Origin of the sequence: Aeromonas sp. 604176 (genome assembly GCF_049170755.1) — a bacterium.
Classification (GTDB): Bacteria; Pseudomonadota; Gammaproteobacteria; order Enterobacterales; family Aeromonadaceae; genus Aeromonas; species Aeromonas veronii_A.
The window spans coordinates 1-26,297 of record NZ_JAAKNE010000010.1 but is presented as its reverse complement, the minus strand read 5'-3'; the positions used below and the strand labels follow the sequence as shown (position 1 = coordinate 26,297).

20 protein-coding genes are annotated in these 26,297 nt (G+C 61.4%); 9 read left to right on the top strand and 11 right to left on the bottom strand.

The window, feature by feature from the left end; all coding sequences use genetic code 11:
- Position 1: 1 nt before the first annotated feature.
- From folC to G5358_RS03165, 3 genes are all read left to right on the top strand, one after another.
- Complete coding sequence (folC, locus tag G5358_RS03175) at positions 2-1,261, top strand: bifunctional tetrahydrofolate synthase/dihydrofolate synthase (RefSeq protein ID WP_216978587.1); 1,260 nt, start codon at positions 2-4, stop codon at positions 1,259-1,261.
- A gap of 74 nt (positions 1,262-1,335) precedes the next feature.
- A complete protein-coding gene (dedD, locus tag G5358_RS03170) occupies positions 1,336-2,124 on the top strand; it encodes a cell division protein DedD (protein WP_421323602.1) in 789 nt (262 codons plus the stop codon).
- A gap of 172 nt (positions 2,125-2,296) precedes the next feature.
- Entirely contained in the window at positions 2,297-2,614 is a 318-nt protein-coding gene (locus G5358_RS03165) for a heavy metal-binding domain-containing protein (RefSeq protein WP_216953896.1), read from the top strand.
- Between the two features lie 116 nt (positions 2,615-2,730).
- Here G5358_RS03165 and cysG read toward each other — a convergent pair whose 3' ends face one another.
- The 5 genes from cysG to G5358_RS03140 form a co-directional block, all read right to left on the bottom strand.
- Positions 2,731-4,110 (bottom strand): siroheme synthase CysG, encoded by a 1,380-nt coding sequence (cysG, locus tag G5358_RS03160; protein ID WP_421323601.1) that lies wholly within the window; start codon positions 4,108-4,110, stop codon positions 2,731-2,733.
- 197 nt (positions 4,111-4,307) lie between these two features.
- Positions 4,308-5,318, bottom strand: coding sequence for a sulfite reductase subunit C (gene asrC, locus G5358_RS03155; protein ID WP_421323600.1), 1,011 nt, complete (start codon positions 5,316-5,318; stop codon positions 4,308-4,310).
- Between the two features lie 11 nt (positions 5,319-5,329).
- Entirely contained in the window at positions 5,330-6,169 is an 840-nt protein-coding gene (asrB, locus tag G5358_RS03150) for an anaerobic sulfite reductase subunit AsrB (protein ID WP_421323599.1), read from the bottom strand.
- Between the two features lies 1 nt (position 6,170).
- Positions 6,171-7,229: an anaerobic sulfite reductase subunit AsrA gene (gene asrA, locus G5358_RS03145; protein ID WP_421323598.1), complete on the bottom strand. Its 1,059-nt coding sequence runs from the start codon at positions 7,227-7,229 to the stop codon at positions 6,171-6,173.
- Between the two features lie 200 nt (positions 7,230-7,429).
- Positions 7,430-8,272, bottom strand: a complete 843-nt coding sequence (locus G5358_RS03140) for a patatin-like phospholipase family protein (protein ID WP_421323597.1) — start codon at positions 8,270-8,272, stop codon at positions 7,430-7,432.
- Between the two features lie 265 nt (positions 8,273-8,537).
- On the opposite strand from G5358_RS03140, the gene G5358_RS03135 reads away from it, so the two are divergent.
- Positions 8,538-9,554, top strand: a complete 1,017-nt coding sequence (locus G5358_RS03135; protein WP_216978591.1) for a S66 family peptidase — start codon at positions 8,538-8,540, stop codon at positions 9,552-9,554.
- A gap of 134 nt (positions 9,555-9,688) precedes the next feature.
- Here G5358_RS03135 and G5358_RS03130 read toward each other — a convergent pair whose 3' ends face one another.
- Positions 9,689-11,284, bottom strand: a complete 1,596-nt coding sequence (locus G5358_RS03130; RefSeq protein ID WP_421254062.1) for a methyl-accepting chemotaxis protein — start codon at positions 11,282-11,284, stop codon at positions 9,689-9,691.
- Positions 11,285-11,537: 253 nt separating this feature from the next.
- Here G5358_RS03130 and hutW point away from each other — a divergent pair, with 253 nt between their 5' ends.
- On the top strand, positions 11,538-12,899 hold the full coding sequence (gene hutW / locus G5358_RS03125; RefSeq protein WP_216953862.1) for a heme anaerobic degradation radical SAM methyltransferase ChuW/HutW: 1,362 nt from the start codon (positions 11,538-11,540) through the stop codon (positions 12,897-12,899).
- 98 nt (positions 12,900-12,997) lie between these two features.
- Here the strand turns inward: hutW and G5358_RS03120 are convergent, their stop codons facing one another.
- Both G5358_RS03120 and G5358_RS03115 read right to left on the bottom strand, forming a co-directional pair.
- On the bottom strand, positions 12,998-14,401 hold the full coding sequence (locus G5358_RS03120) for a DEAD/DEAH box helicase (protein ID WP_421323596.1): 1,404 nt from the start codon (positions 14,399-14,401) through the stop codon (positions 12,998-13,000).
- 161 nt (positions 14,402-14,562) lie between these two features.
- The gene (locus tag G5358_RS03115) at positions 14,563-15,039 is read right to left on the bottom strand and encodes a glutathione peroxidase (protein ID WP_421323595.1); all 477 of its coding nucleotides are present in this window, start codon (positions 15,037-15,039) and stop codon (positions 14,563-14,565) included.
- 350 nt (positions 15,040-15,389) lie between these two features.
- Here G5358_RS03115 and G5358_RS03110 point away from each other — a divergent pair, with 350 nt between their 5' ends.
- Positions 15,390-15,998: a 2OG-Fe(II) oxygenase gene (locus G5358_RS03110; protein ID WP_019445550.1), complete on the top strand. Its 609-nt coding sequence runs from the start codon at positions 15,390-15,392 to the stop codon at positions 15,996-15,998.
- Positions 15,999-16,202: 204 nt separating this feature from the next.
- Positions 16,203-17,192, top strand: a complete 990-nt coding sequence (locus G5358_RS03105) for a D-alanine--D-alanine ligase (RefSeq protein ID WP_100653575.1) — start codon at positions 16,203-16,205, stop codon at positions 17,190-17,192.
- A gap of 168 nt (positions 17,193-17,360) precedes the next feature.
- On the opposite strand, the gene mngB is transcribed toward G5358_RS03105, so the two are convergent.
- Both mngB and mngA read right to left on the bottom strand, forming a co-directional pair.
- Positions 17,361-20,015 carry a mannosylglycerate hydrolase gene (gene mngB, locus G5358_RS03100; RefSeq protein WP_421323594.1) on the bottom strand — a complete coding sequence of 885 codons (2,655 nt, stop codon included), beginning with the start codon at positions 20,013-20,015 and terminating at the stop codon, positions 17,361-17,363.
- Between the two features lie 86 nt (positions 20,016-20,101).
- Entirely contained in the window at positions 20,102-22,048 is a 1,947-nt protein-coding gene (gene mngA / locus G5358_RS03095) for a PTS 2-O-a-mannosyl-D-glycerate transporter subunit IIABC (protein WP_421323593.1), read from the bottom strand.
- Between the two features lie 247 nt (positions 22,049-22,295).
- Between mngA and G5358_RS03090 the strand changes: the two genes are divergently transcribed.
- The gene (locus tag G5358_RS03090; protein WP_005360030.1) at positions 22,296-23,015 is read left to right on the top strand and encodes a GntR family transcriptional regulator; all 720 of its coding nucleotides are present in this window, start codon (positions 22,296-22,298) and stop codon (positions 23,013-23,015) included.
- A 116-nt stretch (positions 23,016-23,131) separates the two neighbouring features.
- Here G5358_RS03090 and xseA read toward each other — a convergent pair whose 3' ends face one another.
- Positions 23,132-24,505 (bottom strand): exodeoxyribonuclease VII large subunit, encoded by a 1,374-nt coding sequence (xseA, locus tag G5358_RS03085; RefSeq protein WP_421323610.1) that lies wholly within the window; start codon positions 24,503-24,505, stop codon positions 23,132-23,134.
- A 329-nt stretch (positions 24,506-24,834) separates the two neighbouring features.
- Between xseA and G5358_RS03080 the strand changes: the two genes are divergently transcribed.
- A partial coding sequence (locus G5358_RS03080; RefSeq protein ID WP_421323592.1) for a PKD domain-containing protein occupies positions 24,835-26,297 on the top strand: 1,463 nt, incomplete at its 3' end.

Sequence of the window (26,297 nt, the reverse complement as noted above, 5' to 3'; positions counted from 1 at the left end):
GATGAGTTCAAACATGCAACAATCCCAAAGCCGGTCGCTTGTCGACTGGCTTTCTTATTTGGAGCAGATCCATCCGGTCAATATCGACATGGGTCTGGATCGGGTCGGTGCCGTTGCCCGGCGTATGGGGCTGACCCAACTGCCGTTCAAGGTGATAACGGTGGCGGGTACCAACGGCAAGGGCTCCAGCTGTGCCATGGCGGCCAGCATTCTGATGGCCGCAGGCTATAAGGTCGGCGTCTACTCCTCTCCCCATCTGCTGCGCTTTACCGAGCGGGTGCGGATCAACGGGGCCGAACTGGCCGACAGCGATCACTGCGCCGCTTTTGCCGAGGTGGAAGCGGCTCGCGGCGAGATTGCCCTCACTTTCTTCGAGTTCGCGACACTGGCTGGGCTGTGGCTGTTTCGCCGCGCCGCGCCCGATGTGCTGCTGCTGGAGGTGGGGCTGGGTGGTCGGCTCGACGCCACCAATGTGGTGGAGTCCGATGTGGCGATGATCACCTCCATTGCCCTCGATCACTGCGACTGGCTGGGTGATACCCGTGAAGCCGTGGCGGTGGAGAAGGCTGGGGTCTATCGTGCCGGAAAACCCGCCATCAGCGGTGAGCCCAATCCACCTGCGACTATCGCGAGCGAAGCACAGCGGCTTGGCGCCAACCTGCGTCAGGTTGGGGTGGACTTCTCTGGTAAAGAGCATGAAACCGGCTGGGATTACCTGGGCCTCAACCAGTGGCGTGATCTGCCCAAACCGGCGCTGCCGCTGATGAATGCAGTGACTGTGCTGGCGGCGCTGGAATCCCTCGGCTTGCCGCTGCCGGAGTCTGCCATTCGTGACGGGCTGGCCAATGCCCGGCTGGCTGGCCGGATGCAGCAGCTGCAAAGCGCACCGCAGGTGATCGTCGATGTGGCCCACAATCCCCATTCGGCAGCCTATCTGGCGACCCAACTACGTAAAATGCCCTGCTCGGGTGTACGCCGCGCCGTGGTCGGCATGCTCAAAGACAAGGACATGGCGGGATCCCTTGCCGAACTCGATGGCCTGATTGGCGAGTGGTATCTGGCCAGCCTCACCGGCCCGCGCGCCGCCACCGCAACGCAGCTGGCTGCGGCGCTGGGGGAGGGCAAGGGGCCTGCCAGGGCGTTTGATGATGTCAGCGCCGCTTATCGGGCAGCGTTGGCCGTATCGAGTCCGGACGATATGGTCATTGTGTTTGGTTCGTTTTACACTGTCGCCGACATTCTGGCGGGTGTCGCCGTCTAGGCCCCCCCCTTGCTCCCCAGCCCTCGGGCGGGGAGCCAAATCGCATATTGAGTTACGTAAAGGTAGGATTCAACTTGGCCTCGAAGTTTCAAAACCGTCTGGTGGGCACCGTCATCCTGGTGGCCCTGGTTGTTATTTTCCTGCCGGACTTGCTGGATGGTCACAAGCTGGCGCAAAAGGAGGAGGCCTTTGCCAAGATCCCGCTGCGCCCCGAGCTGGAGCCTGCCAAGCCTGCGCTGCAGGTCTCGGCAGCCAGCAGCCTGCCAGCCGATCATTTGGCCAGCCAGCAACAGGCCTCTGCGGCCCAGCAGTGGCAAGTGGAAGAGGTGGCTGACCCCATGACCCTCGCCGGTCAGGGCAACGGCGCGCAGCCGGCGACAACCCCTGCCGCACCGGTCCAGTCGCAACAGAATGCCCAACCCAAGCCACAGCCCAAGCCAGAAGTGGTGGCCAAAAAATCGGTCGAACCGCCCAAGCCAGCACCCAAGCCGACGCCAGCCAAACCGGTTGAAGTGGCCAAGGCACCTGCGCCAGCCAAACCACTGGCGGGTCAGATCAAGTCCCTCGATGATCTGATTGAAAGCAAGATGAATCAGTCGACCACACCTGCACCCGCGGCCGCGCAGGGTAGCTGGATCCTCCAGCTTGGTGCCTTCAAGAACGTCGACAGCGTCAACGCGCTGGTGAGCAAGCTGCGTGCTGCGGGCTACTCTGCCCACACCTCGCCGCGCACACCGGTGCAGGGTCAGCTCAACCGGGTCTTTATCGGGCCGGATGTCTCCAAGGCCAAACTGCAAGGGATGCAGGGGCGGATCTCCCAGATGACCGGCCTCAGTGGTTCGGTGGTCTCCTACAACCCGTAATGGCGTTGCCGTTGGCAATGGCCCTCTGAAACAAACACCGCGCCCCGTGCGCGGTGTTTTTTTATCTGACCGTCGTGATTTTTAAGGACGGCGTCGTACAGGCCACCACCCGGTTGGGATTTGCTGTCAGTTGGGGTAGTCTGGGGCTTTCTGCTACTCACAGGAGTTCAAGATGATCCTCTCGACGACCCCCACGCTGGAAGGCAAAACCATTCGTGAATACCGCGGCATCGTGGTTGGCGAAGCCATTCTCGGCGCCAACATTTTCAAGGATCTCTTTGCCGGGATCCGCGACATCATCGGCGGCCGCTCCGGCGCCTATGAAAAAGAGCTGGCCCGTGCCCGCGACATCGCCTTCGATGAGCTGAAAGAGCGTGCCGCCGCCCTTGGCGCCAATGCGGTGGTCGGCATCGATATCGACTACGAGGTGGTGGGGCAAAATGGCAGCATGCTGATGGTCAGCATCAGTGGTACCGCCGTACTGGTGTGATGCGCCACGCAAGGGTTGCCTACAACTGCCGTCGCAGGCAGGGTCACGGATAAAGTGGATAACTGCTGGCTGCCCAAGGGCCGACAACCCGGTTGTCGGCCCTTCTCGTTTATTGATCAATTTCTGCCGTTGCCATACCAGTCGAGCTGGTCGGCCAGAGTGACCACCGAGCCGATGATGATGAGGCTCGGGCTCTTCACCTGACGGGCCAGTTCGGCCAACTGCTGCAGCTCGCCGCGCACCACCCGCTGACTGAGCTGGGTGCCTTGCTCCACCAGCGCCACCGGGGTGTGACCGGGCATGCCGTGGGTTTGCAGCGCATCCTGAATGCGGGCGGCGTGGGCCAGCCCCATGTAGAAGACCAGGGTCTGGCGTGGGGCGGCCAGTGCCGACCACTCTTGGGCGATATTACCCTCCTTGTCGTGGCCGGTGATGAACTGCACCCGCTGGGCATGATCGCGGTGGGTGAGGGGAATGCCGCTGTAGGCGGCGCAGCCCGACGCAGCCGTAATGCCCGGTACTACCGAGAAGGGGATGCCCGCCTCGGCCAGGGTTTCCAGCTCCTCGCCACCCCGGCCAAAGATAAAGGGATCGCCCCCCTTGAGCCGCACCACCTGTTTGCCGAGGCGGGCCTGCTCCAGCAATAGCTGGTTGATCGCCTGCTGGGGCACACAGTGGCGGCCCGCCTCCTTGCCAACAAAGATCCGCTCGGCATCCCGGCGCACAAGTGTCAGCACCTCCTGCGACACCAGCCGGTCATAGACCACCACATCCGCCTGCTGCAATTGCTGCAGACCGCTCAGGGTAAGCAGCCCCGCATCGCCAGGGCCAGCCCCCACCAGGGTTACGCTCCCCTTGCTCTGTGGTTGCTCATCGAGCAGCTCGGCGACACTCTGTTCGGCAGCTTGCTGCTGGCTGCGGGCCAGTTGGCGGGCGAGGCGATCGTGGCTAAAGAGCCGCTCCCAGAAGCGGCGGCGGGCCAGCTTGTCCGGAATGAGTTTGACCCGCTCGCGCAGCTTGCCCGCCAGCGCCGCGAGCTGGCCGAGGTGTTGCGGCAGCATGGCTTCAAGTTTTTCCCGCAACTGGCGGCTCAGTACCGGCGCCGCGCCTGCGCTGGAGATGGCCACCATCAGCGGCGAGCGGTCGATGATGGCGGGCATGATGGCGCTGCAGTGGGCCGGAGAGTCCACCACATTGCAGAAGATCTGGCGCAGGTTCGCCTCATGAAAGACCTGATGATTAACCTCTGGATTATTGGTGGCAGCGATCACCAGCCACTTGCCATCGAGCAGTTCGGGATGAAAATCGGCGGCGCAGACGGTCAGGCGACCCTGCTCGGCCCAGCTCATCAGCTGGGGTTCCAGGTGCGGGGCATTGATGGTGATCTTCGCCTTGGCATCGAGCAGCAGGTGCGCCTTTCGCACCGCCACCTCACCGCCGCCGACGATCAGGACCGGCTTGTTTTGCAGCTGACAGAAGAGAGGGAGAAAGTCCATAACAGGCTCCGGATGCTGGCCCGCTCGCAATGCCGCGCCGGGCGAGATAGCAGGGCGCGCCGTGACACACCCCGGATGGTCGGGGGAAAGATCCCCCGACGGGAATAAAAAAGGGGAAGGGTGATCTACGCCCGGGCCAACGACAGATCCCCACCGGTGTCGGCCACTTGATCACGCTTCCCCAAACGAGGTTTTTCCTATTGCACCGCTTTGACGTGCATGTTGGCGACGTACTGATCTTCGGCCCAGAAGATGCGGTCAGCGACCATGGCTTCCGGGTTGAGGGTGACGCCGCGCAGCACCCGATCCTTGAACTTGTGATAACCGGCCCGGTCGATAAGGTGACCCATGTGCAGGTAGATGGGTTTGCCATCCAGCATCTCGGCCTCGAACTCGAACAGGTTCCTGATCACCGCATGCAGCACCTCTTCGGTCACCCAGTTGAGAAACAGCTTGCCGGTACGGGGGGTCTTCTTGCTGGTGCGTCCCCCCAGCTTGACCATGTAGAGCTGCTTGGGATCCCGCTGCCAGGCGAGGGTCGGGCAGGCCAGTACGCATTCGCCACAGCCGATGCACTTGCTCTCCTCCTTCACCGCCTTGCCATGCTTGATGGCGAGGCAATCCACCGCGTGGTGGCTGCACGCCTTGACGCAGGCGCCGCAGCCGATGCAACGCTCGGCATTGAAGTGGATCTTTGCGATGCCGAGGATGCCGAAGTCGGCCATGTTGGCCTTGGCGCAGTCGTTGGGGCAGCCGGCGATCACCATCTTGAGGTGATAGGGGTTGGGGTAGAGATGTTTCTCCATCCGCTGAGCCAGCCCGGTGCAGTCGATATTGCCCTTCTGGCAGATGGTGTTGCCCTGACAGGCAACGATGTTGCGCCCGCCGATGGTCTGGTAACCGGCTGTGGTGTCCTCTACCTCGATGCCGCAGGTCTCCACCTCGATCTCCTTGATAAAGGGTTCGAGGGCGGCGTTGACCTTGTCCATGTCCTGATACTTGATGCCGGGCATCGCCAGCTTCTGGCGGGTGGTGAGGTGGATCAGGCCGTTGCCGTACTGTTCGGCGATCTGCTGGGCTACCGCCAGCAGGTGGGCGGGCATGATCCCGCCGGGAATACGCACGCTGATCATCGCTTCGCCGCGCACCTTGGAGAGGCGGTATTCGTTCTTGGCGCGGGCCTTGATGATGTCGATATCGAGACTCATGGTGTTCTCCCTCAGTCGATCAGATGCTGGGCCTGGTCAAAACGAAAGACCGGTCCATCCACGCAGATATAGGTGTCGCCTATCCGGCAGTGGCCACACTTGCCGACGGCGCAAGCCATGCGGCGTTCGTAGTCGACCCAGATGCGATCCTTGGGGATACCGCGCTCAAGCAGGGCGAGTACCACGAAACGGATCATGACGGGAGGGCCGACCACGATGGCCTGGATATCCTCGCTATCCGAGAGATCCAGCTGGTCGATGTAGTCGGTGACCCGGCCGATGCGAAACTGCTCGCTCTCCTTGCCCTCGTCCAGAGTGACGATGAGGTTCTGCTGTTCGGCCCAGAGTTGCATCTCGTGGCGATAGAGCACCGCCTGCTCGTTCTTGAAGCCGAGGATCATGTCGAGGGACTTCACCTGTTCCGGATGCTTGCTAAAGCGACGCAGCAGCCCCTTGACCGGGGCGACGCCGGTGCCGCCCGCCACCACGATGAGGTGCTGGTTGCGGTAGGTCTCCAGCGGATAGCCGTTACCGTGGACGCCGCGCATCCACACCTTGTCGCCCACATCGAGGGCAAACAGCGCATCGGTCAACTTGCCGACTTTGCGGATCAACAGATCCACATAACCATCGCCATAGTCGGAGACCGAGATGGGCGCTTCGCCCACGGTGGGCAGGGAGATCTCCACAAACTGGCCGTAGTGGACATCAAAGTCGCGGGAGACCCGGAAGTTCCACTCAAGCTCGGTGTGACGCTCGATGGCCAGAATGGTGTAGGCCTTGGGCAGCAGGCGATTTTCGACCACGTCCTGCTGCGGTTCTGCTGTTGCGGTTTGCTGGCACTGGCACATATCAGTTCGCCCCCTGCGCGTTGTCGGCTGCGATGGTCTGTTCGACCACATCGGTCATCTTGTTGATGATGTTGCTAAAGGAGATGTAGTGAGGGCAGCGATCGTCGCAGCGGCCACAGCCGACGCACATGTGCTCCTCTCCCTGACGGGCCTTGTAATCGTTGACCTTGTGCAGGGCGCGATAACGAAGGCGCTCGCCATGCTTGGCGCGAAAACCGTGGCCACCGGCCATGTCGCTAAAGCCATCCACCATGCAGCTGGCCCATTGGCGACGGCGCTCGCCCTGCTTGGGGTTCTCCGCATAGGTGAGGTCGTGCACGCTATAGCAGCTGCAGGTCGGGCAGGAGGTGGTACAGCGGCCGCAGCCGATGCAGCGGCTGTCGTACTCGGCCCAGACCGGATGGGCGGTGAGGATCTGGCGGATCCGCTGGGGGTCGTCACAGACGCTGTCCGGAGTGCGTACCTTGACCGGGTTGCTCTGGACAAATTCCGGGGTGAAGTCATCGGCTTCGCCCAGTTCGGCAAAGTAGCCGAGCAGCTCGGGATCCTTCACCTCAATACGGGCACCCTCATCGCTCAGACGAATGGCGGCGGCGTAGTCCTGGGTCTCGTTGCTGCCCATGGAGACGCAGAAGCAGTTCTCGAAGCTCTCGCGGCACTCCAGCAGTACCAGCTTGAGCTTGCTGCGCAGCCGGGCGTAGTAGACGTCGCTGTTCTGGCCGTTTTTCAGGTAGACCTGATCCAGCCTGCGCAGAGCGTGGATATCACAGCTGCGCAAGAACAGCAGGGTGGGCTTGGCCTCCACCTTTGATTCGCGCAGCTCCAGATTGTCGAAGTGGAACAGGGTCTGGGTGATGGGGAGCACCACCTCTTTCGGGGAGAAGTGGGACTTCTCCTGCCACACCAGCTCGGCCGGATGGCGGATGCTGTGGTAGGTGACGTTATCGGTGTCGGAGAAGCGGCCGCCCCGATATTCGGCCGCGGGCGCCATGATCCGGTAATCGGGCAGCAGCAGCTCGAACAGCTGCGCCAGCGCGGGATGGGTGAGAAGAAACGACATAAATAAACACCTTGTATGAGGGTGAGATGCCCTGGCATAGGGATGAGGCGCGGGCCGGTCAGGGTGTCTGGCACCGGTTCTGGCCGCGCTTGCCTCGCCACGGTCTGTTTTTATGACTCATGTTGCTCAACTGACCCGATTGTTATTGTGTTGGCGGCGCGAGCGTCGCGGCAGGTCGGGTCATGCCTGTAAAACCCTTATCAATTGAGCAGGGCGGCCTGATAGCCTCCGCACTTGCCCATCACGTATCCCATCTCCAGCTTGTTGATATCGCGGGTAAAACGGGAAACGGGGAAGTAGTCGGCCGGGGCGATCACCTCGATCTGGCAGTCCTCCGGCGGATTGGCGATAAAATCGAGCGCCTCGTTGTAGCTGCGATCCCGCTGCTCCAGCGCCTGTGCCAGCGCGGGGCGGGTCTTGAGCAGGGTACGGATCATCCAGGGGAAGGGCATCGGCTTGAGCCGATAGCCAAGGGGCTCGGAGAGGATCACCGTCAGGTGACGGGCACCGCGGCGGTAGGCCTCGATCACCGGGATGGAGTCGGCCACCCCGCCATCTGTCATCGGTACCCCGTGCACCTCTGGGTATTCGTGGGAGGCGAGGGGAATGGCGCAGCTGGCGGGCAGCACCTCGTTCATGTTCTCCGGCTTGACCCGGATGTACTCCGCCTTGCCGGTCAGGGTATTGGTCACCACCGCATAGAAGGGGATGCCGGTCTCCCGGTAGGCGTGAATGTCGAGGGGATACTTGCGGCAGCTGGTGTTCCACAGCCAGTGGATGTCCACCAGATTGCCCCCCTTGGCAAAGCGCAGGGGGTCCATAAACTGCTGGCTGCACGCCAGTTTGGTCAGGATCTCGTGGCTGCGGCCATGCTGGCTGGCGAGATAAGCCAGCAAGTTGGTGGCCCCCGCCGAGACGCCGATGGCGAAGTCAAATGGGCGATAGTCATGCTCGATAAACGCATCCAGCACGCCGCTGGCAAATATGCCGCGCATGGCGCCGCCTTCTACAACCAATGCGCTGGGGGATGCGTTTTTGTTCATGACAGGCACCTCATTGATAAGTCAGAGAGAAAAAGTGGGAAAGAGAACGTCCGGGCTGTCAGGCCGACCGTTCTGACAACCAACCGGGGTTGGCCATCGCAATGAGGTCATTCTAGGAAGGGGATGGTGTTTAGAATATCTGTTAATAATGAATCAAGTGTTTTGTATTTCTAAACGATGGTGATAAACCCGTTGTGATCAAAGGGGTTGTGTAGGAGTCTCAACGACTCTGTGATGGCTGGATATTGGCAAGGATGAGTGTGTCATGACGTTATTGGTTCCCCCGCTGCTTAAACGTGGCGATACCATCGCTTTTTTCTCCCCCTCCAGCGCGGCGACCGCTTGGGCACCCAACCGTTTTGCCCGCGCAAAAGCCTTTCTTGAGGGGCAGGGCTTTAGGCTCAAGGCGGGCAGCCTCACCGGCCAGCAGGATCACTGGCGATCCGGCTCCATTGCCGCGCGGGCCGAGGAGCTCAACGCCCTTATTCGCGACCCAGAAGTGCGCTGCATCATGTCGGTGATTGGCGGCAGCAACTCCAACTCCCTGCTGCCCTACCTCGATTTTGATGCGCTGAGGCGCGATCCCAAGATCATCGTTGGCTACTCCGATGTGACGGCCCTGCTGCTCGGCATCCACGCCCAAACTGGCCTGGTTACCTTTTATGGCCCGGCGCTGGTGGCCTCCTTTGGCGAGTTGCCGCCGCTGGTGGATGAGACGCTGGCCAGTTTTTTACAGATTGCGTTGGCCGATGAAGCTGGCGTCCCCTGCACGCTGCCTACGCCAGCGCAGTGGAGCGATGAACGGCTGGACTGGGAGAATCAGACCCGGGCCAAGCGCTGCCAGCCCAATCGGCTGAGCTCGGTGGGTTCTGGCCGGGTTGAGGGGCGGCTGATGGGTGGCAACCTCAACACCATGGCGGGGATCTGGGGCTCCCCCTATATGCCAGCCATCGAGTCTGGTGACATTCTGCTGCTGGAAGACAGCCTGAAATCTGCCGAGACGCTGGAGCGCTCCTTCGCCCACCTCAAGCTGTGCGGGGTGTTTGAGCGGATCGGCGCGCTTATCCTCGGCAAGCACGAGTTGTTCAACGATCAGTGCAGCGGCAAGCGCCCCCTCGATATCCTGCTGGAGGTGGTGGGGGAGCCGAACTTCCCCATTCTGGCGGAGTTTGACTGCGCCCATACCCACCCCATGCTGACGTTGCCGCTGGGTATCGAGGTGGCGCTCGATCTCGACCGCCAGCAGCTCACCTTGCTGGATCCCTGGTGGGATGACTGTTGAGGCTATGTTGCCAAGGGAGATGAAGCACACATGCTATGTGCTGAAGAGGATTGATGAATGCTCGACACCGCCCATCAAGGGTAGTTTGCGGCAACAAGCGCGACTCGGGAGCGCGCTTGTTGCCATTGGCTGGATTACCAGCGGTAGGTTTTCAGCAAGGCCTCCAGTTTTTGACACTGCTCGACCAGCTGGATACTGGCGAGGTTGGCGGCATGGGCCTGACCCAGAGTGTCATTGGACGTATTGCGAATGTCGCTGACCGCGTGATCCACTTCGCTGCAGACCCTGTCCTGCTCTTCTGCTGATTGTGCCATCTGGGCGTTGAGGTCATTGATGCTGGCAATGCGTCCAATGATGTTTTGCATGGCCGCCAGGGTTGCCTCTGTCTTGCTGATGCTCTCACCGGCTTTGCTTTTTGCATCCCCGATCACCACAACGGCGCTTTGGGCCTCGTTTTGCAGGGCGGCGATCATCTGGGAGATCTCCTCGCTGGCGGCGCGGCTACGGTTAGAGAGGGCCCGCACTTCATCGGCTACCACCGCAAAGCCACGGCCCTGCTCGCCGGCCCTGGCCGCTTCAATGGCGGCGTTGAGGGCCAGCAGGTTGGTCTGATCGGCAATCCCCTTGATCACCTCAAGCACACCGTCAACGGCGAGGCAGCGGCTATCGAGTTGCTGGATCACCTGATCCACCCGATCAATTTCTGCCGACATCTCGCCCATATCTATGATGGAGTGCTGGGCGAGGCGGCTGGTATTGGCGGCATCCTGATTGGTGAGGGCGGAGAGCTCGGCGCTCTTGCGGGCATGTTCGCGCACTTCGTGGGAGCTTGCCGCAAGCTCGCTTACAGCGGCGGCAACCTGAGTGGTCATCGACTCTTGCTGACGGGCCGAGTTTTCTGTCTGGGTCGCCACCTGACGGATCTGGCTCGACTCCTGATAGAGCTGATGGGTCGCACCTTCTACTTCCTGCAGGCTGTGCCTGAAGCCCTGCACCATCTCATTGACGGCACGGGTCATCTGGCCCAGCTCATCCTGACTCTGGTTGAGCAGGGGGATAGCGAGGTTACGCTCTTTGGCCATCTGGAGCATGGTACGTTGCAGTTGCCGCAGCGGGTGTTTTACATAGCGTTGCAATACCCACCACAGCAGGCCGAAACCGAGGCTGAAGACAAGGGCCAGACTGCCGCTCAGGATCAGGTTGTTGTGGCGGATCTCGCCGAAGGTATGGCTGAGATCGTAACTGATCCGCACCGCTCCCATGACAGTGCCTTCAGGCACTTGATGGCAGGTGGTGCACTGGGTACCGCGATACTCCTTGTAGGCTTTGAACGGCTTGATCAGGGTGAGCTGGTTACCCTGTTGCTGCAGGATGGTTTCCCCCTGATTGATGGCGCGTTCGTCGAAGCTGTCCTGGGCTTTCTGGTCCGGGAAACCCGGGCCAAACAGGTTGCTGACGGCCGGGGCTCGAACCAGACGAGCCTCGACAATGCCCGCTTCACTCTTGAGTTTGGTCTGCACTATCTGCCGGTTGGCCATGCCACCTGTCATCATCAGCACGTTGACCTGATCCATATAGGTGTTGGCCATGCTCTCAACCTTCTCCTCTGCCAGCCGGATGGCGAGATCCCGTTGCAGCCAGGCAGAGAGCTCGAAGCTGAGGCCAAAGGTGGTGCTGATGACCAGCGCAAGAGGGAGAAAGATTTTCCAGTTCAGGGAGAGGTTATGCATAGTCGGGGCGTTCCATGCGTTGTTGTGTTTTATCTGTTCCAGCTTCATCTGAGCGTAGGCGAGGAGAGCAAGAATGATGGTTCTCTATCGGCACACCATAACCGCTCTTTAGTAAATAATCTGTTAAGAAGATCGGTAATGCTGGTTGCCAAAATGACTTCGACGAGCTGCACGGCTCTGCGGGTTGATCCAGAACAAAATGCCGGTAACGATAATCGTTATCATTGTCATTATTTACTAAATAGTGACCACCATGAATCTGACCCCTTCCATGACCGGTATCTCCTCGCCGGATCCCCTCAAGTTTGCCTTTAGCGCCAAGACCTCGGCCCACGCCAGTCGGGGAGGGATGCGCCCCTTCCCGCTGGATGAGGCTGGCTGGCAGAGCTGGTGGCAGCGAGAGAGTGAAGCTGAGGAGCGCGCCCTCTACATCCATATTCCGTTTTGCCGCAAGCGCTGCAGCTTCTGCAATTTCTTTGAAAATGGCGCCAACCCGGCGCGGATCAACCGCTATGTCAACGCTCTGTGCGCCTCCCTTGCGCAGGCGGCTGACACCCCGCTGGCGCAGAGCATGCCATTTTCAGCCGTCTATGTGGGGGGCGGTACGCCGACCGACATGAGCGCCGACGAGCTGGCCATGCTGGCCGCCGTGATCCGCCGTTTTCCGTTGTCGGCCGATGCCGAGGTGACGCTGGAGGGGCGGCTCAACGGCTTTGATAATGAGAAATGGCAGGTGGCGCTGGCCGGGGGCTTCAACCGCTTCTCATTCGGGGTGCAGAGCTTTGATACCCGGGTTCGTCAGCAGGCGGCCCGTTTCGATGACAGGGAGACGCTGCTGACCCGTCTGGGTGAGCTGACCCGGGATGATGCGGCTGTGATCGTGGCGGATCTCATCTTTGGTCTGCCCGGTCAGGATGATGCCGTGTGGCAGCAGGATATCCGCGATGTGATGGCGAGCGGTGTACACGGGGCCGATCTCTATCAGCTCATCGCCATGCAGGGCACCAATCTGGAGCGGGCGCAGGAGAAGGGCACCCTGGATTGGCTCGCCGATGGCCAGCAGCGGGCGGCCATGTATGCCTATGGCGGGGCGCAACTGGAAGCCCACGGCTGGGAGCGTCTCTCTTGCAGTCACTGGCGGCGCAGTCCGGCCGAGCAGAGTCGTTATAACCAGATGGCCAAGCGCGGTGCGGAGATCCTCCCCTTTGGCGCCGGTGCGGGGGGCAGCATTCTTGGCCACGGCTTGATGTATGGACGGGATCTGGCCCCCTGGCACGACGCGCTGGCCAGTGGCAAGCGGGCGCCCGGGATGGTGATGGGGCGCAATCCCAATGCAAGGATGGACGGTCTGCTGCGCGGTGCCCTCGACAGTGGCGTGCTGGCGCTGGATCGTCTGCCGGTCTCCTTGCGTGCTCATCTGATGCCGCTCTTCTCGGCCTGGCAGCAGCATGGCTTGGCCGAGATAAGCCATGAGCGACTGCAACTCACCCTTGCCGGACGCTTCTGGAACGTCAATATGCAGGCTGGCTTGTTCGAGTTCCTGCAGCTCAATCCGCTCGATGGTTCAGCGCCGCCCAGCCATGGTACCGCCGCGGTGCGCCATTCGCTGGTCTGAGCCCGAGTGGAGCATTTACACGGCTCCGTGTGATCCACAACGAAAGAGGGAGCCTTGCAGGCTCCCTCTTTTGGCTTGGCAGTTAGCGTCGTGCGAGCTTACTCGTCGCTGCTCTCCTGATAGCTGTCGCGCATTGCTTTGGGCAAGCGGCGCATTGGCGCAAAGCCGATATCCTCGCCCACCACTTCCCGCTTGCGGGACTTGTTTTGAGGAGACTGGGCGGGCTTCTTGGAGGCATCATCCTTGGCTTTGCCCTTGCCCGCGGCTGGCTTGCCCTTGGCATTGCTGCTCTTGGCGTTGGCATGACCGCGAGCCCGAGGCGGGTTCTGCACCGGCTTGCTGCCCGGCAGAGTCTGGCGACTCGGCTTGCCGCTTGGCTCATACCCTTCCAAGATCTCCACGGACAGGGATTGGCCGATCAGGGCTTCGATCGCCTTGAGCTGACCCAGCTCGTCCTGACTGACCAGCGAGATGGCCTCGCCGCCACGACCGGCGCGGCCGGTACGGCCGATACGGTGGATGTAATCCTCCGCCATCTGGGGCAGTTCAAAGTTGATCACGTAGGGCAGTTGATCGATATCGAGACCGCGGGCGGCGATATCGGTCGCTACCAGCACCCGCACCTCGCCACTGCGAAAATCGGCCAGCGCCCGGTTGCGGGCACCCTGGCTCTTGTCACCATGGATCGCCACGGTATTGAGACCATCTTTTTGCATCTGCTGTGCGAGGCGGTCGGCGATCTGCTTGGTGCGAACAAACACCAGCACCCGCTGCCAGTTGCCACGGCCAATCATGTGGGAGAGCAGCTCGCGGCGGCGTTCCCGATCCACCTGAATGATGCGTTGGGTTACCTGCTCGGCAGCAGTATTGCTGGGGTCAACCTCGATCAGGGTGGGGTCGTTCAGCAGATCATCCGCCAGCGCCTTGATGTCGTTTGAGAAGGTGGCAGAGAAGAGCAGGGTTTGCCGCTCTGCAGGCAGCGCCTTCATGATGCGGCGGATGTCGACGATAAAGCCCATGTCGAGCATGCGATCCGCTTCATCCAGCACCAGCACTTCCAGCTGGCTCAGGATCAGGGCGCCCTGGGTCAGCAGATCCAGCAGACGGCCCGGGGTGGCGACCAGAATGTCCACCCCCAGCTTGATGGCGTCCAGATTGGGCTTGATGCTGACACCGCCATAGGCGATCAGAGTCTTGAACGGCAGGTGGTGGGCATACTTGATGATGCTCTCTCCCACCTGTGCCGCCAGTTCGCGGGTCGGGGTCAGTACCAGTGCGCGTACCTGACGACGGCCACGACCGTGGTTGGCCAGCAGACGCTGCAACATCGGCAGGGTGAAACCGGCCGTTTTGCCTGTGCCTGTCTGAGCGCCGCCGAGCACATCCTGACCGGCCAGAATGGCCGGAATCGCTTGCTGCTGGATAGGGGTTGGCTGTTCGTAACCCAGCTCCTTGACGGCCCGCAGAATATGCGGAGACAGACCCAGTTCGTTGAATGACATGTTCGAGAGAAACTCCTGAGATGAGCCTTTGGCTCAACGGGTAGCCAGCATATTGGGGCCAGCCACGATATGGAAAAGATAGTGGGGCCGTAATATAGCAAAAGAGCGGCCGCTGCGCAGTAGCTGTTGTACCGGCCGCTCTTTTGTATCGCGAAAAGCAATCAGAGCAGGTCGCGGATGGGGGTGACCAGACTCTCCGGCTTGGTGGTGGGAGCAAAGCGGTCAACCACCTTGCCATCACGGTCGATCAGGAACTTGGTGAAGTTCCACTTGACGTTTTCGAGCCCCAGCAGCCCCGGTTTCTCTTTCTTGAGCCATTGATAGAGGGGGTGGGCCTGTTCACCGTTGACATCGCACTTGGCCATGATGGGGAAGCTGACCGGATAATCGAGAGAGCAGAAGCGAGCGATCTCGTCCGCATCCCCCGGCTCCTGATTGCCGAACTGGTTGCAGGGGAAGCCCAGGATCACCAACCCCTCTGGCCCCAGCTCGCGATAGAGGGCTTCCAGCCCCTCGTATTGAGGAGTAAAGCCACATCGGCTAGCCACATTGACCACCAGTACCACCTTGCCCGCCAGTTGAGTCAGCGGGTAGGGGGTACCATCCAGTCGTTGCAAAGTGAGATCGGGCAGAGGCATAAGAAGCTCCTTTCGTGGGTGATGCGCGGGTTGTGCCGTGAGTGGTTCGGTCGGTGACAGAGACAAGCGCCGGATGAACAGCAACATGGCGATGCGGATACGGTATCGGCTGGCTCTTGGTACCGCAAGGAGGCCGCGGCGCCTCCTCGTCCCGATTGCAAGGGTCATCACAGTTTCGACAGCCAATACGCTCCTTGGCAGAGCGGGATCACAACTGGCGACAAAAATGCGGGGAGGCGGGCAGCAACTCGCGTATTGATGTTGGGACTTCTCAAGAGAAGCAAACCGGTTTGTGACTTTGCCGGTAAGTCGCTACAAAGCGCCCTCTCTCCACTCATTGTGAGCCAATCTTGGACTATCAAGCTGCCATGGATGCCATTTACACCCGGGGATGGGTGATAGTGGATGATTTTTTGACCGCCGCCGAGGTGGATGCCCTCAAAGCCTGTTTGCCAGGCGAATGGCAACCGGCCGGGATCGGCCGTGACGCCCTGCATCAGGGCAATCCCGATATTCGCCGTGACCAGATCCACTGGCTGGAGCCCTCCCTCGGTGCGCCGGTGGCTGACTACCTCGCCCGGATGGAGTCCCTGCGTCTTGCCGCCAACCGGATGCTGATGCTGGGATTGTTCGACTACGAGGCCCACTTCGCCCGCTATCGCAGCGGGGATTTTTACGCCACCCATCGGGATGCCTTTGCCGGTCGCTCCAACCGCCGTCTTACCACCGTGTTTTACCTCAACAACGACTGGCTGCCCGAAGCGGGTGGAGTGCTGCGCATGTATGACGACAAGGAGCAGTTTCTGATGGATGTCAGCCCCAAGGGGGGGCGGCTGGTCATGTTTCTCTCCGAGGAGTTTCCCCACGAGGTACTGCCTGCCAATCAGGAGCGCTACAGTATTGCCGGCTGGTTTCGGGTCAATGGCAACGGCATGGGAAGGGTCGATCCCCCGCGCTGAGGGGCAATGTGTCCCGATTTTGACACAGGGGAGGCTTTTCACTGCAAGAAGTGGGGTCATGGGTCTCCCATCAGCTGACAAGGGTTGATCTCCCTTGCTACACTGGCGCGCACTTATGTTCGTATCTGGCTTCGTCCGGTTTTTATGGTGGTTGGCTTATCAAATGGTCATGACGAGGCCGCTTTTCCCAAGGGATCACATCTAATGAAGAACATGCATGTCTTGCTGCTGTGCGGCGGCGGTGGCTCCGAGCACGAGGTTTCTCTGCGCAGCGCCAATTTCCTCGAGCAACAACTGGGCCTTCTGCCCGGTGTCGAAGTGACCCGCGTCGAGATGTTCGCCGATCGCTGGCTCAGTGCCGATGGCCGCGAGTGCAAGCTGGGGCTCGACAAGCTGCTTTCGTTTGACAGCGTGGCCCGTCCGGTGGATTACGTGGTGCCCTGCATCCACGGCTACCCGGGTGAGACCGGCGATCTGCAATCCTTCCTCGAACTGGCCGGATTGCCTTATCTCGGTTGCGATGCCGAGGCGAGCAAGATCTGCTTCAACAAGATCAGCACCAAGCTGTGGCTCTCCGCCATCGGCATTCCCAACACCCCGTACCTGTTCCTGACCGAGCAAAATGAGGCGGCGCTGGCCGAGGCCAAAGCTGCGCTGACCAAGTGGGGAAAGGTCTTTATCAAGGCGGCCTCCCAGGGTTCTTCCGTTGGCTGCTACTCCGCCAGCAACGAAGCGGATCTGGTAAAAGGCATTGCCGATGCCTTCGGTTACTCCGAACAGGTTCTGATCGAGAAAGCAGTCAAGCCGCGTGAGCTGGAAGTGGCGGTTTACCAGTATGGTGACGAGCTGGTGGCGACTTATCCGGGCGAGATCTGCGTGCCGCAGGACAAGTTCTACACCTATGAAGAGAAGTACAGCAGCGCCAGCCATACCGAGACGGCACTGCGTGCCGAGGGGCTGACCCAGGCGCAGGCCGATGCGATCCACGAGTATGCCCTCAAGGCGTTCCGTCAGCTGAAACTGACCCATCTCTCGCGCATCGACTTCTTCCTGACCGAGGAGGGGGAGATCCTGCTGAATGAAATCAACACCTTCCCGGGCATGACCTCCATCTCCATGTTCCCGAAACTGCTGGAGCATCACGGTCACCGTTTCTCTGACTACCTTGAGCAGATCCTGCGCAAGGCCAGCTAAGCGCGCTCTCCCGCTCGCGGGATGAAGCAGAACCCAATAAAAATCCCCGCCAATTGGCGGGGATTTTTTTATGTCTTTATCAAGCTGGATAGACCTGTCTGAGGGATAAACCGGCGGGGAGGGGATGACTCTTCCCCGCCTGTTGCTAGCTGTGGGTGTTACCGGCGGTTAGCCGCGAGCCACCCGAAAGCGCACGCTGCGGGAGTGGCAGGGCGCCAGTTCGCCAAACTCGCCAGCAGCCAGCTCAAGGGGCAGGGGCTGCTCATCCATCCGCACCGCTTGCCACTCGCTCAGGGCGTGTTCGCTGGTCACCTTGCCCCCTTCCAGTGCCGCTTGCTCGCTCGGGTTGTAGACCCGGACCACCAGCGCCTCTTCATCCTCGGCTTTTTTCAGGGCGCTCAGCACCGGACCGGAGGGATCCATGGAGAGCAGACTGAAGTGCAGCGGGGTGGTGAAGCTCGCCTTGTTGAGCTTCATGGCATCGAACGGGATCTTGTTGTAGCAGCGCACCGGGGTGAGGTAGCGGCGCGCCGCCTGCATCACGTTGGCGCTGATGTGATCGCCGGCAAACGCCAGTAGGCTGAAACGGCAGCTGAGTTTGCCACGCACCTGGGAGTCCGGGGTGGGCAGCTTGATGCCGGAGGGGCGACCCGGGCGCAGCAGCAGCTCCTCTTTACCGAGTACGCCGACCCCGCGCAGCAGGGTGAGTGCCAGGGTGTCGCACTGCTCACCGATCACTTCAAACTCGCGCAGACCGTCGCTCAGCACCGCCAGTCCCTGCTTGCCATCTTGCAGGGCGACGAAGTTCATCAGCTGCCAGACCGGAATGGGGGCCTCTTTCCACCCTTCTGCCTCCCAGTTCGCCATGGCGCTGTCGCGGGTAGGGCGGGTGATGCAGCCAAACTGGTTGTCAGAGACCACCGTGTCGCTCGGGAAGGGGGTGGGGATCAGCACTCGCACCCGGTGGTCATCAGCCTGATTGTCGAGCTCCAGCTCGATATCGATACGCGGGCACTGATGCGCCAGGGTGATGCGGCAGATGACATCAAGGTGGCCGCTGCACTGGCGGTTGGCGCGCTCGGCGAGGTTGGCAGGCAATGCCATACGCAGTTTGAGTGTAGCGATGCTCTGCCACGCCTGATGGGTGACCTCGCGGGTCACCGCAAACTCGGTGGAGTAGCGCAGCCACTCGTCCCGCGATGGCGAGTAGTCATACTCGTCGCCATCATCTGAACCCTCTTCCAGCGTGAGCACCTGATCAAAGGTGGTGCCGCGCAGCTTGTCCAGGATCTGCAAAGTGCCGTTGTCATTGAGGGCGATGCGGTAAAAATCGTTCTCCAGCAGCTCGCCGCTGGCCGTCACCGGCTGCTCCAGTCCCGGCTGGTTGCCCTCGATATGGAGAGTGCAATAGCCCATGGCGGGCAGGGGATGACAGAGCTGGATGTCGTACTCCATAAAGGGGTCGTAGTTGCCGTAGTGCACGATCTGTCTGTCCACCAGACCCGGGTCAATCTCCCGCTTGGCGCGGATGAAATAGGGGACCGGCTGGCCCGCTTCATCGCGCAGGGCAAAGGATTGGGCGCGAATGCGGATGCTGGTGTTAATCACCTCCTGACGGGGGAAGGGCATCAGGTTGAACAGGCAGAGCTTGTCGGCCACCTGTACGCCGTCTTCACACAGCGCCACCGGCATGTTGTCGACAATCTTGCGCATGTAGAAGCGGATCAGGTTCTCGGCCATGTCGTCGGCCAGAATGAAGCGGGTCATCACCTCCTGATGCACCTTGTCGCTGCAGCAGCAGCCGATGCTATCGTGGGCGTGGTTCTTCATGATCTCCTTCCACATCTTCTCAAGCAGCCCATGGTGGTACTCGAAGCCGAGCGCCCAGGCGATGCTCGCCAGCGGCTCGAGGATGTTGACGATCTTGTTCTCGATGGCGGCGTGGGCCAGCTTGATGTCCATCCGGGTGGAGGAGATGGTGCGGTGTACCCGCATGTATTTGCCGTCGTTGAACTCCCCCTTGAGGGTGGCCAGTTGGTCGCGGCACGCCTCGATGCGCTCGAAGACCTGCTCGAAGCGGCTCATGTGGAATTCACGCTGGGGGTAGATCTCCCGCAGCTTGTCGATGATGGCGAAGATGTTCTGTTGCAGCGGCATCTGGTCGTGGCCGTTGGGCAGCAGGATATCCTGGGTCACCGAGGCCTTCTCCAGCACCTCGAAGTAGGATTCGAGCCGCTTGCGCAGGCCCGCCTCATCTTCCGGCAGGTACTTGCCGATGGCGTAGCCGAGCGGCAGTACCTGGGCGGTCACCTCGCTGCCATCGTTGCTCTGCCAGAGGAACTCGGTCTTGTCGGTGCCGTGGCGCTCGGAGCAGCCACGCCAGAACATGGCCCGATCGATCCCGAAGCCATTGAAGATGTGGGGCAACTGGGAGGACATGCCGAACGAGTCGGGCAGGTAACCGATCTTCATCGGCTCGCCAAGGCTAAGGCAGTCGCGCATCCCGTAGAGCAGGTTGCGCAGGATGGACTCGCCGCTCACCTGCATGGTGTCGGTCTGGGTGTACCAGGGGCCGATGATGAGCTTGCCCGCTTCCACCAGCGCCTTCACCCGGCCCTTGTTCTCGGGCTGGATGGCGAAGTAATCCTCCAGCACCGCAGTCTGGCCGTCCAGCACATAGAACTTGTAGTCGGGGTCGGATTCAAGACGCGCCAGGATCTCCGCCATGTTGTTGACCAGCAGGATGCGGGACTCCTCGGTGGTGAAGTACCACTCCCGATCCCAGTGCATGTGCGGCGTGATGTGAACTCGTGAAACAGTCATGACAATGATCCTTTGCTGACGCACGGCGGCCCTTGCCTGCCGTGCGGAAAAATAGTCTGTTGAAAAAACGGTGGTGAAGATGAGCCTTACTCTGCGGCAACCACCTGATAGGTGCCGCGCTGCATGGCGTGACGGCGCCAGCCGATCAGCACCACAGTGGAGATGAGGGTGCCCACCAGCGCCGCACCGAGCCAGACGGCGGCAGCCATCAGGGCGCCATGGCCGCCATCGAGGAGCAGGAAGAGGGAGAAGATGCCGGCCCCCGGGGTGGAGAGACCAATCCCCATGGCTCCCACCATGGCGCCGGTGACCACCGAGCCTGCGAGGAAGGAGCCGATCACCCGGATTGGATCTTCGATGGCCATAGGAATGGCGCCCTCGGTGATCCCCGCCAGCCCCAGCAGCCAAGTGGACTTGCCGGTCTCGATCTCGAAGGTCTGGAACAGGCGTGGCGCCAGCAGGGTGGAGGCGGTGACGGTAAAGGCCGAGACCATCTTGACTGCGCCGAAGATGGCGTAGGGGCCGTAGACCCCGTTGGCCATGGCGCCGAGGCAGAAGGCGTAGGCCGCCTTGTTGACCGGGCCGCCAAGGTCAAACGAGCACATAAAGCCGAGCAGGGCGCCCAGTACCAGCGCGTTGGTGCCGGAGAGGCCGTTGAGCCACTCGGTAAGGCTGTTGTTGAGCCAGGCCACCGGTTGGCCGATGACAAACAGCATCAGGCTGCCTGCCACCAGGGTGCCGATCACCGGATAGAGGTAAAAGGTGAGAAAGCCGTTGAAGTTGGGGCTGAGGCGCACATGCTGCTTGACCCAGCGCATCAGGTAACCGGCGATCAGGCCACCGACCACGCCACCGAGGAAACCGGAGCCAATCATGTTGGCGGCCAGTCCCGCCGCAAAGCCCGGGCCCAGCGCCGGTTTGTCTGCCAGCGAATAGGCGGTATAGGCCGCCAGCACCGGCACCATCAGGGTGCCCAGCATGCCGCCGCCGAGTTTTCGGTACATCCAGAGCCAGGAGTTCTCGGTATCAAACAGATGTTGCAGGCCGAAGATCTGGGCCAGCAGCACAGAGACGGCGAGCACGGTACCGCCCGCCACGATGAGCGGTACGGCAAAGGATATGCCGCTCAGCAGCGCCTGTTTAAGCTCGGTCTTGAGGCTCACCTTTTTGCCGGTCTGCGCGTCGCTCTGGCTGGGGCTGGTTTTCGGGGCGGTGCGACCGGCCTTGGCCGCTTCCAGCGCCTCATTCATGATCCGCTCGGCATGGCGGATGGGCTCGGCCACCGGTGTCTCGATCCGGGGGATACCGGCGAAACGCTCCTGCTCCTTGATGGCCACCTCGGCGGCGAAGATGCAGGCCACTGCGGCATCGAGCGCCTCTTGTGGCAGGCGATCCTCGATGCCATTAGCACCCTGCTTCTCGACCAGTACCCGAATACCCAGCTTGCGGCCCGCCTTTTCCAGATACTCGGCAGCCATATAGGTGTGGGCGATCCCCGCCGGGCAGGCGGTGACACAGACCACAGTGGGTTTATTTGTATCTAACTTGTCTTCTTTTTCTGGTTGCTTGCCACTATCCCCTTCACCATCAAGCAGTGCCATCAGTTGCTCGACACTTTGAGCCGCCAGCACGGCCTCGCGGGTATCGTCATCCACCAGAGCGGTGGTGAGGGTGGTGAGCAGCTGCATATGGGTGGAGCCCGCCTGATCGGTCGGGATCGCCAGCATGAAGATCAGGTTGACCGGCTCGGGGCCGTCGATCCCCTCCCAGCCCAGCTCCTCGCTCAGGGTAGCGACGGCAAAGGCCGCTTCGCGCACCGCATCGCACTTGCCGTGAGGTACCGCAAGCCCTTCGCCAAGGGCGGTGGGGCCCTGTGCCTCGCGGGCCATGACCGCAGCCAAAAAGGCGGCCTTGTCGTGCAGCTTGCCGGCCTGATCGAGCCGATCAGCCAGGGCATGAATGGCCGCATCCCGATCGGCAAACCGGGTTTGCAACGTGATGAGATGGGGGCCGGTAAGACTGGTCAGATTCATGATGATCCTCTGTCAGGTTGGCTTGCCAGCAAGCCGTCATGGTGAAAGTGACAGCGATGCTAACAAACCGGCCGACTGATTTTTGTGAGTGGTATCATACAATTCGTTATTTGTATTGTTTTTGTATTGTTTGGTCAAGGTGATTTGTTAGGTCAAATGGGGCCGAGCCGTTTTGTCTGCCGGGTAACTGGGGTAGAATGACGCCTCTTCCATTTATCATGGCGCAGAGCCGACGAGGTGGCCTTTCGTGTCGAAAAAACCCATGTATCGCCAGATAGCCGACACCATCCAGCAGTGGATTGCGCAAGGGGAGCTGGCCCCCGGCGATGCCCTGCCCACCGAAGCCGAGCTGCGCGAGCAGTTCGGGGTGAGCCGGGTGACGGTGCGCCAGGCCCTCAAGCAGCTGACCGAACTCAACGTCATCGAGAGCATTCAGGGCAGCGGCAGCTATGTGCGGCAGGAGAAGGTGAACTACGACATCTATCAGCTCACCAGCCTCTATGAGAAGGTGACCGATCCGGCGGCCGAGACCCACAGTGACATTCTCGCCTTCGAGGTGATCAAGGCGAGCAGTGAGTTGGCCGAGCGGCTCAATCTGCTGGAAGGGGCGCTGGTCTACTACGTCAAGCGGGTGCGCTTTATTCGCCAGATCGCGGTAACGCTGGAGGAGACCTGGATGCCGCTCGCCCTCTTCCCCGATCTCAGCTATGCGGTGATGCAGGGCTCCAAGTACCACTACATCGAAGAGGTGAAGCAGCTGGTGATTGACCGCAGCGAGCAGGAGATCATTCCGGTGCTCCCCTCGGCGCAGGTGGTGGAGGCGCTCGGTATCGACCCTGCCAAGCCCATTATCGAGAAGGTCTCCCGTGGCTTCTTGCAAGATGGCACCGTGTTCGAGTTCAGTCGCAACTTCTTCAAGAGCGATGATTACAAGTTCACCCTGGTCGCCCGCCGTACCAAGGGGTGAGCGGGCGCCAGCGCCCGAGATAAAAAAGGCCACCACCCTGTTTGCGGTGGTGGCCTTTGTTTTTGGCTGATTGCCGGGCTGAATCGCAGATTGGCTGGTGGTTTGATGCAGCCGATCTACTGCGCAGAGTCTTTGATAACTTCCTCGACCCGCACCTGCAGGCTCCCTTGTGCCAGGGTGGTGATGAGCTGATCGCCGCTGCTGACCTGAGCGGCGCGGCTGATGACTTCACCACGCGCAGTACGGGTGATGGAGTAGCCGCGCCCCAGAGTAGCAAGCGGGCTCACCCCGTCGAGGCGGGCGGTGAGCATGGCGAGGCGGTGGCTCGCAAGGTCTTTCCGCTTGGCAATCAGGGCATGAAGCCGCTCCTCGGCGAGCTGGTGGCGGCGCTTGCCGGCTGCAAGGAGGCGCTCCGGGCTCTTGCCCTGCAGGCGCAGCTCAAGGTTGGTGAGGCGCCGCTCACCCTGATGCAGCCGCTGGCGCAATAGCTGTTGCAAACGGGTGGAAAGCTCGTCGAGGCGCTGGGACTGCTGCTCCAGCCGCCGCTTCGGATCCTGATGGTCGAGCCGCTTTTGCAGCAGGATGAAATCGTGGCGGGCGGCGGTCTGCTGGCGACTCATCGCCTGCAGCAGTCGCTGCTTGAGGTGGGCGAGGCGCTGGGCACGGGCGCTCTGATCCGGCGCCACCAGCTCGGCGGCGGCCGACGGGGTAGGGGCGCGCAAGTCGGCGGCAAAGTCGCTGATGGTGACATCCACCTCGTGGCCCACCGCGCTCACCACAGGTATGGCGGAGTGGGCAATGGCGCGCGCCACCGCCTCTTCGTTAAAGCACCAGAGATCTTCAAGCGATCCACCGCCGCGCCCGACGATCAGCACATCCACCTCGGCGCGTCGGTTCGCTTTGGCGATCGCCGCGACGATCTGGCTGATGGCGGCGCTCCCCTGCACCTGAGTCGGGTAGATAAAGACCGGCAGATCCGGCGCACGCCGTTTGAGCACGGTGAGCATATCGTGCAGGGCGGCGCCGGTGGCGGAGGTGATAAGGCCCACCGCCCGCGGTTCGCGGGGCAGCGGCCGCTTGCGGCTTTCGTCAAACAGCCCCTCGGCGCCGAGGCGGCGCTTGAGCTCTTCAAAACGCAGGGCCAATACGCCGTCGCCCGCCGGCTGCATCGACTCGATGATCAGCTGGTAGTCGCCGCGCGGCTCATAGAGAGAGACCCGCGCCTGCACCAGCACCTGCATGCCATCCTGCGGGCGGAAGGCCACCCGTCGGTTGTTGCCCTTGAACATGGCGCAGCGCACCTGCGCCGACATGTCCTTGAGGGAGAAGTACCAGTGGCCGGAGCTTGGCATCGCCAGATTGGAGAGCTCGCCGGTCAGCCACACCAGCCCCAGATCCTGCTCCAGGATCATGCGCACGGCGCTGTTGAGGCGGGTGACGGTAAAGACCTGCTGTTGCCTGTTTTGGCCGGATTCGTTGCGATAGTTCAAGGCGGTTCCTGCGCACGGTTCCTCGCCAGCGAAGGCGGAGGAGAGAAACAATGTCGCCATCTTACCCCACTTCACCTCGTCCGCCGAGTCAATGGATCAGGTTGGTCACTCCTCCCTGCAAATCGGTGTTGCATGGAAATGAAAGCGCTATCAATCACATACAGCCAATAGCGAAGTCGATGGTGGTCACATTTTGCGCGCATTCGCCATGAATTGGTTATGGGGAACTCTAGACTGATCGGGCTCATCCGAAGGCGGGACGTTGCGGATGGGGGAATGCCGGGGCACACCGGCATCACACACAAAACAATGAAAATAAAGGACTATCAATGGCTAGATGGATACTCGCGGCCGGATTGTTGGGAACCCTGATCACGGCGCCGACGTCGGCGGCGGAGTGGTTCTTCCGGGGCACCGCGAATGGATGGGCGGCGACCGCCATGACGTCGACGGACGGCGTCAATTTTGATACCTGCCAGCGCTTCGTGAGCGGGGATGCCAGCGGCGGCCCGCGCTTTAAGATAGACAGGTACGGCAACTGGCAGCAGAGCTACCCGGCGGCCGACTACGGGGTCAATGCCAACACGGCGTACCAGATCCGCATCAACGCCAGCACTCAGGCGGTGAGCGCGACGGCGGTGGCCAGTTGCGAGGCCTCGGGGTTTGCCAGCACCTTGCCGCAACTCAACGTACGCGGCACCTTCAACGGCTGGGCAAGCCTCCCCATGACTCTGGTAGGGGATCACCTGTGGCAGGTGGAAGCCTACATGGATGGCAAGGCGAGCCAGCGCCTCAAGTTTGATCAGGCTGGCGACTGGGCCGTCAACTTTGGCGACAGCAACGGCGACGGCGTGCTGGAGAAAAGTGGCGGCGACATCTTCTGGAACGCCGTGGGTACGGTGCGCATCCAGGTCAACGACCAGACCCAGGTCTACAGCATCACCCCCCTTGGGGATGACAACCAGCCGCCGCTCGCGGTCATCACCCCGGGGGGCACGGTGAATGTGACCCAGGGGGCGTCACTGACCTTGAGCGGCAGCGACTCTACGGATCCCGACGGCCAGATCACGAGCTATCTGTGGAGCAGCGGCGAGACCACGGAGAGCATCGTCGTCAGCACCACCCAGACCGGCACCTTCACCTATGGCCTCACGGTCACCGACGATCAGGGCGCCAAGGGCAGCAGCAGCGTGAGCGTGGTGGTTGGGGCAGGACAGAGCAGCGACAGCTGGTACTTCCGGGGCACGACCAACAACTGGGGGCTCACCCCCATGACCATCGAGGATGGTACCACCTTCTGCACCGAGCAGGCCTTTGGCAGTAACAACCCCCGCTTCAAGATTGACCACAAGGGGGACTGGACCGAGGCGTATCCGGCCCAGGATTACCTGGTTAGCGCCAACACCCGCTATCGCATCTGCTTTGACAGCCTTCGCAAGGCCATCGAGGTGGAGACGCTGGCCGGGGCCGATCTGCAGGCCCCCACGGTGACGGCCACCCCGGCCCCGGGGAGTTATCTGGACAGCCAGTCCATCACCCTGGGGGTGAGCGACGATCAGGACAGCGCCCCCGCCGTGCATTTCACCACGGACGGCAGCCAGCCCACCACTGCGTCGGCCCGCTATGCAGGCCAGCCCTTGGTGGCGAGCGACAAGGGGAGCGGCACCGATCTGGTGATCCGCACCCTTGCCATTGACGCCAGCGGCAATCAGCGCGAGCAGCGCTTCGAGTACCGTATCGGCGAGCAGGGTGTGGCGAGCGGCGATTTTCGTGCCGAGAGCATCTACTTCCT

Excerpts from the sequence above, each read along its gene's own strand:
- folC (WP_216978587.1), top strand. The coding sequence starts at position 2 with ATGAGTTCAAACATGCAACAATCCCAAAGCCGGTCGCTTGTCGACTGG.
- G5358_RS03165 (WP_216953896.1), top strand. The coding sequence starts at position 2,297 with ATGATCCTCTCGACGACCCCCACGCTGGAAGGCAAAACCATTCGTGAA.
- cysG (WP_421323601.1), bottom strand. The coding sequence starts at position 4,110 with ATGGACTTTCTCCCTCTCTTCTGTCAGCTGCAAAACAAGCCGGTCCTG.
- asrC (WP_421323600.1), bottom strand. The coding sequence starts at position 5,318 with ATGAGTCTCGATATCGACATCATCAAGGCCCGCGCCAAGAACGAATAC.
- asrB (WP_421323599.1), bottom strand. The coding sequence starts at position 6,169 with ATGTGCCAGTGCCAGCAAACCGCAACAGCAGAACCGCAGCAGGACGTG.
- asrA (WP_421323598.1), bottom strand. The coding sequence starts at position 7,229 with ATGTCGTTTCTTCTCACCCATCCCGCGCTGGCGCAGCTGTTCGAGCTG.
- G5358_RS03140 (WP_421323597.1), bottom strand. The coding sequence starts at position 8,272 with ATGAACAAAAACGCATCCCCCAGCGCATTGGTTGTAGAAGGCGGCGCC.
- G5358_RS03135 (WP_216978591.1), top strand. The coding sequence starts at position 8,538 with ATGACGTTATTGGTTCCCCCGCTGCTTAAACGTGGCGATACCATCGCT.
- G5358_RS03130 (WP_421254062.1), bottom strand. The coding sequence starts at position 11,284 with ATGCATAACCTCTCCCTGAACTGGAAAATCTTTCTCCCTCTTGCGCTG.
- hutW (WP_216953862.1), top strand. The coding sequence starts at position 11,538 with ATGAATCTGACCCCTTCCATGACCGGTATCTCCTCGCCGGATCCCCTC.
- G5358_RS03120 (WP_421323596.1), bottom strand. The coding sequence starts at position 14,401 with ATGTCATTCAACGAACTGGGTCTGTCTCCGCATATTCTGCGGGCCGTC.
- G5358_RS03115 (WP_421323595.1), bottom strand. The coding sequence starts at position 15,039 with ATGCCTCTGCCCGATCTCACTTTGCAACGACTGGATGGTACCCCCTAC.
- G5358_RS03105 (WP_100653575.1), top strand. The coding sequence starts at position 16,203 with ATGAAGAACATGCATGTCTTGCTGCTGTGCGGCGGCGGTGGCTCCGAG.
- mngB (WP_421323594.1), bottom strand. The coding sequence starts at position 20,015 with ATGACTGTTTCACGAGTTCACATCACGCCGCACATGCACTGGGATCGG.
- mngA (WP_421323593.1), bottom strand. The coding sequence starts at position 22,048 with ATGAATCTGACCAGTCTTACCGGCCCCCATCTCATCACGTTGCAAACC.